The following is a 9,681-nucleotide window of genomic DNA, read 5'->3' as shown; positions in this document are numbered from 1 at the left end:
TGCACGTCGTCGCCTTCGCATGCATCATGATGAAACAGGCGGCCTCAATCGCTGCAGGTTCATAACAGCCTCTAGCGCTGCGCCGTCACCTCTACCCCCGCCAGACCGCGCGTCAGGGCGAAGGGCTTGTCCACGCTCACCCGCGCCTCGACCACCATGGGAAAGTTCAGGCAGCGCTCGCAGAGCCGCTGGGCGAAGGTTTCGATCAGCGGGATGTGGACCAGCGCCAGATCCTCGGCCGCCTGTGCGACCCGGCGATAATCGACCGTCTCGCTTATCCCTTCGATCCGGTCGGCGGACAGGGTCAGTTCGACCGAGATCACCAGCGGTTGCCGCCGTCCGATCTCGTCGGGATTGATCCCGATATCGGCCAGCAGCGGCAGGTCGCGCACGCGAACCCTGGTGGCGCATTGCGACGCCCCCAAGCCGCGCCCATCGATTTTGTGCGCCATGGCCTCAGGCCCGGAAGACGACAGTGCGCGCGCCATTCTGGAAAACCCGCCCCTGAAGATGATGCTGCACCGCGCTGGCCAGCACGCGCCGCTCGATATCGCGGCCCTTGCGCACCAGGTCGTCGGGCGTGTCGGCATGGTTGATCGCCTCCACATCCTGATGGATGATCGGCCCCTCGTCGAGGTCGGCGGTCACATAATGGGCGGTCGCGCCGATCATCTTGACCCCGCGTTCATGCGCCTGATGATAGGGCTTGGCGCCCTTGAAGCCCGGCAGGAAGCTGTGGTGGATATTGATGCAGCGGCCCGACAGGAACCCCGCCAGATCGTCGCTCAATATCTGCATATAGCGCGCCAGCACGATCAGGTCCGCGCCCGTACGCTCGACGATCGCCTTGATCCGCGCCTCCTGCTCCGGCTTGCTGTCCCTGCTGATCGGCAGATGATGATAGGGCAGGTCGCCCATCAGCGACGTCGTCAGCACATGCTGCGGATGGTTGCTGACGATGCCGACCACTTCCATGTCCAGTTCGCCGATCCGCCAGCGATAGAGAAGGTCGCCCAGGCAATGGTCGAACCTGCTGACCAGCAGCAGCACCTTCTGTCGTTCGCTGCGGCGGCGCAGCGTCCATTCCATGCCGCGCTCGCGCGCCAGCGGCCCGAACGCCTCTTCCAGTCCCCCTATGCCATTCTGCGCGATCTCGAACTCGACCCGCATGAAGAAGCGGTCGGTCAGCTTGTCGTTGAACTGCTGCGCGTCGGTGATGTTGCCGCCTTGCCGCGTCAGGCAGGTCGCGACATCGGCGACCAGCCCCGGCCGGTCGTCGCATTGCAGGGTCAGGGTGCAGATTTCAGCCACTCTATCTCTCTCCACTGGCTGGCGCGCGCTCAATGGCGGGCCATATAGTCGTTGATCCATTCGACCGTGCGGGCGAGGCCGCCGAACGGATAGAAATGCAGCCGCACCTTGCCATGCTGCGGCCCCAGCCCGTTGGCCAGCGCGTCCACCAATTTGTCGGGACCGGCGGTGCCGATCAGCCTGGTGATCGAAATGCCATATTTTGCGAGCACGGAGGTCGAAGCGCCCACGCCGCAGCGCGCGGCAAAGCGCATCAGCGTCTTGATCCCCGCCGGGCCGGGCACGCCGATCCGCACCGGCGCATCGATCCCGCGCGCGCGCAATTCCGCCAGCCACTGGAGGATCGGCGCGGCGTCGAAACCGAACTGGGTGACGATCAGCGGAGCCATGTTCCGGCTGGCGATCTCGCCGCATTTGGCGGTCAGCACCTCGAACGTCTGGTCGGGCGTCATGTTGGGATGCCCTTCGGGATGGCCGCCGACGCCGATCGCCCTGATCCCCGCCCGCTCGAACGCGCCGGTGCGGATCAATGCCATGCTGTCTCCATAGGGACCGGCGGCCTCCGGCGGGTCGCCCGCGATGACGAAGCAGCGCCGCACTCCCGCCTCGCGCACCACCGCCGCCAGATAGGTTTCGAAATCATCGCCCGACTCCAGCCGCCGCGCGGAAAAATGCGGCATCGGCTCGAACCCCAGCGCCCGCACCGTCTTCGCCGCCGCGATCCGCGCCTCCAGCGACTCGCCGGGCAGGAAAGTGACGGCCACTGGCGTTTCGGCGGGCATGGCGGGCGCGGCTTCGCTCAGCGCCTCGATATCCTTGGCGGTGATCTCCAGCGAATAGCCGTCGGTCATGCCCTTGGGCGGCAAATCCCAGTTGGGATGGATCGACGGCAGGCTCATGCTTCTCTCCCGATAGGACTGGACCCAGGGGCGTCTCGGCGCATCGCGTGGCGCTCTTTGTATCCCTGGCGCATTTTCCCCCTAGTTCATCCACGAAGATTCGTATAGATGAAATATTCATGAGTGCGAAATCATTCGATCAGGGCAGGAAGCCGCCGCTTGTCATCCTTCCGGGGCTAATCTGCGATTCGCGCATGTTCGGTGAGACGCTGGCCGCCTTCCCCGGCAGCCTGGTGGTCGACGGCTATTATGGCGGCGCGGACCGGATCGGGGCGATGGCCGACCATGTCCTCGCGCACATGCCGGAACGCTGCGCGCTGCTTGGTCATTCCATGGGCGCGCGGGTTGCCCTTGAAGTCCTGCGCAAGGCGCCCGACCGGGTGGAGCGGCTGGCGCTGGTCGACACCGGCGTCCATCCCGTGAAGCCCGGTGAGCGCGAGAACCGCTATCGCCTGCGCGACCTTGGCCGGGCGCAGGGCATGGCGGCGCTGGTCGCCGAATGGCTGCCGCCGATGATGGCCGCCGACGCGCTGCGCGATGAAGCGCTGATGGACCGGCTCTACGCCATGGCGGTCGCGGCCGGCCTGTCCATTTTCGAGGCGCAGATCGAGGCGTTGCTGCACCGCCCCTCGGTCGATGCGCTGCTGCCGACCATCGCCTGTCCGACCGTCGCGATCGTCGGGCAGGAGGATCGCTGGTCCCCCGTCGCCCAGCACCGGACGATCGCCGCCGCCATTCCCGGCGCGCGCCTGCGCGTGGTGCCGGGGGCAGGCCATATGATGCCGGCGGAAGCGCCGCCGGCCTTCAATGCAATCGTGCGGGAATGGCTCGACCAGCCATGCCCCGGCAACGGTGTGAACTTTGCAAATTACGTCAAAGGAGAGGTTTGAATGAGCGACACGTCCCTGCAACAGCTACTCGATGAAAAGGGCGACATCGTCCATTTCCTGCGCAACCAGCAGACCGGCCCCAACGTCTATCCCGGCGTCCCGGCCGAATATAGCAACTGGCGCGACGAACAGCGCAGTTGGGCGGAAACCGCCGTGCTGTTCAACCAAAGCTTCCACATGGTCGACCTGCTCGTCACCGGCCCCGACGCCTTCGACATGCTCGCCTGGCTCGCGCCTAACAGCTTCAAGGGCTTCGTGCCCAACCGCGCCAAGCAATTCGCGCCCGTCACGCCCGAAGGCTATGTGATCGGCGACGTCATCCTCTTCTACTTGGAAGAAGAGAAGTTCGAACTGGTCGGCCGCGCCCCCTCGATCGAATGGGTCGAATATTGGGCCTCGACCGGCAAGTGGGACGTGAAGGTGGAACGCGACGAGCGCACCGCCGCCCGCCCGCTCGACCAGCAGGGCTACCGCCGCAACTATCGCTTCCAGTTGCAGGGGCCGAACGCCATGCCGGTGCTGGAAAAGGCGATGGGCCAGACCCCGCCGGACCTCAAATTCTTCCACATGGCGCCGATCATGATCGCCGGCGTCGAAGTGCGCGCCCTGCGCCATGGCATGGCCGGCCAGCCCGGTTACGAGCTGTTCGGCCCGTGGAAGGATTATGACACCGTTCGCAACGCCCTGATCGAGGCGGGCAAGGATTTCGGCCTTACCCTCTGCGGTGGCCGCACCTACTCGTCGAACACACTGGAATCGGGCTGGATCCCCTCGCCGCTGCCGGCCACCTATACCGGCGAAGGCACCAGGGCTTTCCGCGAATGGCTCAGCGCCAACAGCTATGAAGGCAAATGCTCGCTCGGCGGCAGCTTCGTTTCCGACAGGATCGAGGATTATTATCTCAACCCCTGGGAGCTGGGCTATGGCATCATGGTCAAGTTCGACCATGATTTCGTCGGCCGCGAGGCGCTGGAAAAGATCAAGGACCAGCCGCACCGGCAGAAGGTGACGCTGGCGCTGGACAATGCGGATATCGTCCGGGTCATGAGTTCGATGCTTCAGACCGGCGACAAGGCGAAGTTCCTCGAATTTCCGAGCGCCGTCTACTGTATGCACCCCTATGACGCGGTGCTAAAGGACGGCAGGACCGTCGGCCTGTCGACCTGGATCGGCTACACGGTGAATACTGGCCGCTTCCTGGCGTTGGCCATGGTCGACGCGGAATATGCCGCGCCCGGCACCGAAGTCACCCTGCTCTGGGGCGAACCCGATGGCGGCACCGCCAAGCCGACGGTCGAACCCCATGTCCAGACGGAGATCAAGGCGATCGTGTCGTCCGTGCCCTATTCGGAAGCCGCGCGCGACAGCTATGCCGACGGCTGGCGCACCAAGGCCGCCTGATTTCGTGAGCAGGGACGCGGGGGATGCCGAAAGGCGTCCCCCATTTTGGTCCGGGGGAGGAGGAACCGATCGATCCGAAGCAGGACGCGCATTCTCGCTTTGATGCGAATCGCCACCGCCCTTAGTCGGATCGACTAGCCATTTCAGCGGATCGACTAGTGATCGCCCCTCCACTTCATGCCTAGAATGACGGGCAAGCAGCGGAGGTGAGGATGCAGGATTCCATCGGCTCGACCACAAATGCCCCCCAGACGCCGCCCCCGGCGCCTGCTCCGACACCAACGGCGACCAGCAGCCAGAGCGTCCAGGTCGATTTCGGGTCGGGCCAGCCGAACCTTTACTGCAACGACTGCACGGGCGTGCCGCTGGAGCAGGCCGTGCGCTCGGGCGACGCCAAGATCGGCTACGACATCCAGGCGCAGGCGAACGGGCTTGACCCCGCGACGATCACGCCGGGCAGCGCCGAGGACAAGCAGGTCATCGCCGACATGACCGCCACTCTCAACCGGTGGATGTCGCAGGGCGAACCGCGCGGCGACGGGATCGCCAGCAGCATGGGGGCCTTCCGCGCCGAAGCGCAGGCGACTGTCGCCATGCGTGAACAGAATCAGGAAACGGGCGGACTGCCCACGCTGTCGGCTACGGGCGCCTCCACGATCCCGACCGAGGTTGGGGGACGCATCCTGCGCGATAATCCGGCCCTGGAGATTCGGTGGCAGTCGACCACCAGTCCGGTCACGAACAAGGACGGCTTCACCAAGCCGCTTGAAACGCTGCTCGACAATGCCGGCATCGTGCGCGACGGCCCGGTCAACCCGCCGCCGCCTGGCGGCACGACCTCCAACGGTCCCGCCGCCACCACGCAGAACGGCAATGCCGCGCGTGACGCCATCGCGGACGCCCTGCGCGCCGATCCGAACTACACCAACGTCCAGACCGAGGCGTATCGGCAGACTTCGCTCGGCGGCCGCTACGTCGACGTGGTGGCGACCGAGCCCGGCGCGCGGCCGGAAATGAATCGTCAGATCGAAATTGAATCGAAGCTCGGCCGCGCCAGCGCCAGCGCCGACACTCGCCTCCAGGTCGCCAAGGATGTCGAGCGCCTGACCGAGAACGCCAATGTTCGCGGCCTGGGCACGGCGCTCGAAGGCGTCGGTCGGGTGGCGCGTCCGGTCGGTCTGGTCGTTGACGCAGTGCAGGTCGGCCAGGCGTTCCGGCAGGACGGCAACAGCTTTGGGGACAACACGCAGCGCGCGGTCGGCGGCCTTGCGGGCGGCGCGGCGGGCGCGTGGGGCGGCGCCCAGCTGGGTGCGGCCATCGGCTCGGTCGGCGGCCCGGTCGGCACGGTCGTGGGCGGCGTGATCGGTGGTATTGCGGGCGGTATCGTGGGCAGCGGCGTCGGCGAGAAGGCGGTCGACTGGGTCAAGAGCTGGTTCTAGACTGCCCTGATGTTCGGCTGGCTCAAGAAGCGCGAATCGCAGGAGGCGGGACGTCTGTCCGGGCTGCTTGCCGACTATCCCCCGTTCACGCCCCGCCACAGGGCGCTCAACATCGCGACGGCTGGCCTCGACGGTCCTGTGCTTACGCTGGAGCAGGCGCAGGAAAATGGCGCGCAATATCGTGAGGCGATTGCCGGACGGCTCGTCCTGCTCCGGCCCGTGCTTGCGGGCATGGGCGTGGACATGGACCAGGCCTATGGCGACGCTTTCGCTTATGTGTCGGCGCTCCACCAAACGCTGCTGAAGGAATTGCCGGCGCTCTATCGGCCGGACGTCGCGGCGCAGGCATCGCGCGAATTGTCCGATCGGGCCGGGCCGGACATCGTGCTCAGCTTCATGGGCGATCTGGCGATGCTGGAATGCGACGCGCTGATGCGGGCGAAGCCGGGCAGCTTTGTGGGCTTGAACCTGGACCCCGGCGACCGCGACATGAGCAGCTATCGTCGGCCCTGCCTGCTGGGCCTGCGCGACACGCTCTACCGTGCCCCGCCCAAGCCCTTTCATGTCGAAGCTGACTATTTTGGCTGTTATGCGCAAATGGACCACCCGACGCGGCTCGCCCATCCCGACATCGTCCTCACCGCCGCAACGTCGCCGGCGGCGATGACGCGCGTGATCGGCGGGACGCTTCTGGTCCGGCTCGAGCGCTTCGAAACGCACCCGGAGATCGAGGAGCTCAAAGCCTCCACCTGGATGGGACAGGCGGCCTAAACCCTTCCAATGTAGGATTTTATCTGATCTATCCTTGGAGATGGACCAGCATTCCCGCACGCTACTGATTCATCCTGTCGACCGGTGCTTCGCTGGCGCTTGCTGTGACGCTTCGCAGGCGCTTCGGGGACGCATCGGGGGCGCGTCGCGAGCGCGTTCGACCCAATTACCCCGCAACAGTGTGAACTTCGGCCCGTTGCGTCGGGGACGCATTTGTCTTCAGAGTCCGTTTGGAAATGCGCCTTTGGCGCATCCGCACCGGCCCGCACCCCCACCCGACCACCCAGATATGCTACCCTGATGGGCGGTCGGGTGGGGGTGTGGGCCGGTGCCGCATTGAAAATGCGCTCTTGCGCGCATTTTCCAAACAGACTCTCAGACCGCGGGCATCTCGGCGGCGGCGAACAGGCTCACTGCCTGTTCCAGCTTGGCGATGGTCCGGCCCTCCAGTTCGGCGGTGAATCGCGGCGTCGGAATGGCGACGGCGAAGGCGCCGACCGGGCCGCCGTCCACTATCACAGCCATGCCAAGGCCACAGATGCCCGGCGTATATTCCTCCCGCGTCCGGCCGACCCCGGTGGCGCGCACCGCCGCCAGTTCGGCGCGCAACATCGCCTCGTCGGTGATGCTGGCGGGGGTGAAGGCGCTAAGCGGCGTCGTTGCGAAATAGGCGTCCAGTTCCGCATCGGGCAATGTCGCCAGCAGGGCTTTGCCCGCCGCCAGGCAATGGATCGGGCTGCGGGTACCGACGCTGATCGAATAGCGCAGCGAATGTTCCGCCGTCTCGGTGACGATCGCTTCCAGCTGCCAGCCGTCGCGGGTGAAGAAAGACGCCGTCTCGTTGGTCTGCAACCGCAGCGACTTGACCAGCGGCCGCACCTTGTCCGCCAGCGACAGCGATCCCCGTGGCGACGCCAGCCGCTCCAGCGCGCCGCCGGGCAGATACCGCCGCCCGTCCCGCGCCAGATAGTCGCGCTCCACCAGCGTCGCGAGCAGATAGGACAGGCTGCTGACCGGAATGGCGAGGCCCGCCGCAATCTCCTGCGCGACGACGCCGCCCGGCCGCGCAACGACATATTCGATGATGTCGATAGTGCGCATCGCCGATTTGACGGTGGACGGCGTGGAGCCATTCATATGTCGGCAAACCCCCTAGAAAATCAGGCTGCCCCGCCTTTCGGCAAAAAGCCAGCCCGCGTCCGTGCGGACGAAAATATCGTGAAAGCTGCCGACCTTAGGCGCTCCCTCGCCGGTGAACAACAGCATCGCGCTTTCCCCGGTGGCTTCGCTTTCGCTCCGCACGTCGATGACGACATTGGAACAGACATGCCGCGTGGTCCGCGCCGGGCGGGCGAGGAAGGCGGCGAGAATTGCGTCGCGGCCCACGATCCAGTCGTCGGGCGCGGTCGGGCGCGCCATCCGGCCGTCTTCGGCATAAAGATTGGCGACATCGTTCCAGCGGCCGGAATCGTTCAGATTGGCATAGCGGGCGACGAGGCGGGCGCAATCCTGTTCGATCGCCCGGCGCTGCTCCTCGGTCATGGCCGCGCGTCCACCGGGCCCGCGGCGCCGCGCAGGAGGCGGGCGACAGGGGAGGCCATGGGCATGGGGATGATCCTTTTTCTCATTAGGGATCATCCTGCCACATATTCATGAATATGGATATATCGCAAATATGAAATTCTAAACCGACGCCTTGCCTTTGCTGAGGTCATAGCTACCAAGGCCCGGCTTATAGCTTTTCTCGTCGATGAACTGCCGGATGCCTTCCTTGCGCCCTTCGCTCTTGTCGTGGAAATTGGCCGCTTCCTGCATCCGCACCAGATAATCCTCCGCCTCGTCATAGGTCATGGTGCCGACGCGGCGGACGGCATCCTTGGCGAATTTGAGGGCGACCGGGTTCTTCCTGAGCAGCAGCTCGGCGACTTCCGTGGTGCGTGCCTTCAGCCGGTCCAGCGGCACGCTTTCATTGACCAGCCGCATCGCCGCCGCCGCCTTGCCGTCGATCAGCTCGCCGGTCAGCGTCAGCCACATGGCGTCGCGCATCGGCAGCAAATCGACCACCACCTTGGTCACGCCGCCGCCCGGCAAGATGCCCCAGTTGATTTCGGACAGGCCGAACTGCGCCTCGTCCGCGCAGATGGCGAGATCGCAGGCGAAGAGCGGGCCGAAGCCGCCGCCGAAGCACCAGCCATTGACCATGGCGATGGTCGGCTTCTGATACCAGCGCAGGCGGCGGAACCAGCCATAGCTTTCCGCCTGCGACTTGCGCACGCCGCGCAGGCCCTGCGCCTCGGTCTCGCGAAAATATTCCTTCAGGTCCATGCCCGCCGACCAGGCGGTGCCTTCGCCCCCCAGCACCAGAACACCGGCATCCTCGCGATATTCCAGCGCGTCCAGCACCTCCATCATGCGCCGGTTGAGCGTCGGGCTCATCGCGTTGCGCTTGGCGGGGCGGGCGAAATTCACCCAGGCGATCCCGCTTTCAACATGAAAGGAAACGACGTCCTGCTCTTCCATCTTCCTGCTCCTGATCGGCAATATGTATCATAAGGATACAATCTATCGTGTGGCCCAGGCAAGCGGCTTTTTGCGCAGGCGCGATCCGGCTTATTTCGTGGCGCTGGCCAGATAGGCGATCAGGTTTGCGCGGTCGGCGGACAGCGGCACACCGGCAAAAGCCATGCGATTGCCGGGAAGAAGGCCGCTCGGCTTGGTCAGAAAGGCGTCGAGCGACTTGGCGTGCCGGCGAATTTTCGCCTGTTGCATCGCCGGCAAATAGGTGAAGCCTGCCTTGCCCTTTGTCGCGTCGCCGGCTTCGGTCAGCGCAGGCGCCGCCATTTCCGGGCGAATGGAGCGGTCGTGATGGACGAATTCAAATCTTTGTCGTTTTTTTGCAATTTTCCGATTGACCGACTCGATTGTGGCTTCTAGATGGCATCCACCGACGCGGTGAGCGCCCCTGGTTCT

General features: G+C 65.2%; 11 protein-coding genes. 4 read left to right on the top strand and 7 right to left on the bottom strand.

What is annotated here, in order from left to right:
* Positions 1-71: 71 nt before the first annotated feature.
* Genes AC58EF_RS27805 through AC58EF_RS27795 form a run of 3 tightly spaced genes read right to left on the bottom strand, consistent with a single transcriptional unit; the run spans position 72 to position 2,210 of the window.
* Positions 72-452 carry a dihydroneopterin aldolase gene (locus AC58EF_RS27805; RefSeq protein ID WP_497279605.1) on the bottom strand — a complete coding sequence of 127 codons (381 nt, stop codon included), beginning with the start codon at positions 450-452 and terminating at the stop codon, positions 72-74.
* A 4-nt stretch (positions 453-456) separates the two neighbouring features.
* Positions 457-1,311: a formyltetrahydrofolate deformylase gene (gene purU / locus AC58EF_RS27800; RefSeq protein ID WP_497279604.1), complete on the bottom strand. Its 855-nt coding sequence runs from the start codon at positions 1,309-1,311 to the stop codon at positions 457-459.
* 29 nt (positions 1,312-1,340) lie between these two features.
* Positions 1,341-2,210, bottom strand: coding sequence for a methylenetetrahydrofolate reductase (locus tag AC58EF_RS27795; protein WP_497279603.1), 870 nt, complete (start codon positions 2,208-2,210; stop codon positions 1,341-1,343).
* 119 nt (positions 2,211-2,329) lie between these two features.
* Here AC58EF_RS27795 and AC58EF_RS27790 point away from each other — a divergent pair, with 119 nt between their 5' ends.
* The 4 genes from AC58EF_RS27790 (at position 2,330) to AC58EF_RS27775 (ending at position 6,711) form a co-directional block, all read left to right on the top strand.
* Positions 2,330-3,100, top strand: a complete 771-nt coding sequence (locus AC58EF_RS27790) for an alpha/beta fold hydrolase (protein ID WP_497279602.1) — start codon at positions 2,330-2,332, stop codon at positions 3,098-3,100.
* A complete protein-coding gene (desA, locus tag AC58EF_RS27785) occupies positions 3,101-4,501 on the top strand; it encodes a syringate O-demethylase (RefSeq protein WP_497279601.1) in 1,401 nt (466 codons plus the stop codon).
* Positions 4,502-4,713: 212 nt separating this feature from the next.
* Positions 4,714-5,940, top strand: a complete 1,227-nt coding sequence (locus AC58EF_RS27780; RefSeq protein WP_497279600.1) for a hypothetical protein — start codon at positions 4,714-4,716, stop codon at positions 5,938-5,940.
* A gap of 9 nt (positions 5,941-5,949) precedes the next feature.
* Positions 5,950-6,711 (top strand): hypothetical protein, encoded by a 762-nt coding sequence (locus AC58EF_RS27775; RefSeq protein ID WP_497279599.1) that lies wholly within the window; start codon positions 5,950-5,952, stop codon positions 6,709-6,711.
* A 375-nt stretch (positions 6,712-7,086) separates the two neighbouring features.
* On the opposite strand, the gene AC58EF_RS27770 is transcribed toward AC58EF_RS27775, so the two are convergent.
* The 4 genes from AC58EF_RS27770 to AC58EF_RS27755 form a co-directional block, all read right to left on the bottom strand.
* Positions 7,087-7,848 carry an IclR family transcriptional regulator gene (locus AC58EF_RS27770; protein WP_497279598.1) on the bottom strand — a complete coding sequence of 254 codons (762 nt, stop codon included), beginning with the start codon at positions 7,846-7,848 and terminating at the stop codon, positions 7,087-7,089.
* A 15-nt stretch (positions 7,849-7,863) separates the two neighbouring features.
* Positions 7,864-8,253 carry a nuclear transport factor 2 family protein gene (locus AC58EF_RS27765; RefSeq protein ID WP_497279597.1) on the bottom strand — a complete coding sequence of 130 codons (390 nt, stop codon included), beginning with the start codon at positions 8,251-8,253 and terminating at the stop codon, positions 7,864-7,866.
* A gap of 141 nt (positions 8,254-8,394) precedes the next feature.
* Positions 8,395-9,231 carry a p-hydroxycinnamoyl CoA hydratase/lyase gene (locus tag AC58EF_RS27760; protein ID WP_497279596.1) on the bottom strand — a complete coding sequence of 279 codons (837 nt, stop codon included), beginning with the start codon at positions 9,229-9,231 and terminating at the stop codon, positions 8,395-8,397.
* A gap of 90 nt (positions 9,232-9,321) precedes the next feature.
* Positions 9,322-9,681, bottom strand: a 360-nt coding sequence (locus AC58EF_RS27755; protein ID WP_497279595.1) for a c-type cytochrome, incomplete at its 5' end; no start/stop codon positions are given.

It is taken from the genome of Sphingobium sp. WR1 (assembly GCF_059693745.1).
Note: the sequence above shows the minus strand (reverse complement) of the source record. Positions and strands in the feature narration are given on the sequence as shown.

Bases quoted from the DNA above. Each gene is read 5' to 3' on its own strand.
- AC58EF_RS27760 (WP_497279596.1), bottom strand. From the start codon at position 9,231: ATGGAAGAGCAGGACGTCGTTTCCTTTCATGTTGAAAGCGGGATCGCC.
- AC58EF_RS27770 (WP_497279598.1), bottom strand. From the start codon at position 7,848: ATGAATGGCTCCACGCCGTCCACCGTCAAATCGGCGATGCGCACTATC.
- AC58EF_RS27775 (WP_497279599.1), top strand. From the start codon at position 5,950: ATGTTCGGCTGGCTCAAGAAGCGCGAATCGCAGGAGGCGGGACGTCTG.
- AC58EF_RS27795 (WP_497279603.1), bottom strand. From the start codon at position 2,210: ATGAGCCTGCCGTCGATCCATCCCAACTGGGATTTGCCGCCCAAGGGC.
- AC58EF_RS27765 (WP_497279597.1), bottom strand. From the start codon at position 8,253: ATGACCGAGGAGCAGCGCCGGGCGATCGAACAGGATTGCGCCCGCCTC.
- desA (WP_497279601.1), top strand. From the start codon at position 3,101: ATGAGCGACACGTCCCTGCAACAGCTACTCGATGAAAAGGGCGACATC.
- AC58EF_RS27780 (WP_497279600.1), top strand. From the start codon at position 4,714: ATGCAGGATTCCATCGGCTCGACCACAAATGCCCCCCAGACGCCGCCC.
- AC58EF_RS27790 (WP_497279602.1), top strand. From the start codon at position 2,330: ATGAGTGCGAAATCATTCGATCAGGGCAGGAAGCCGCCGCTTGTCATC.
- AC58EF_RS27805 (WP_497279605.1), bottom strand. From the start codon at position 452: ATGGCGCACAAAATCGATGGGCGCGGCTTGGGGGCGTCGCAATGCGCC.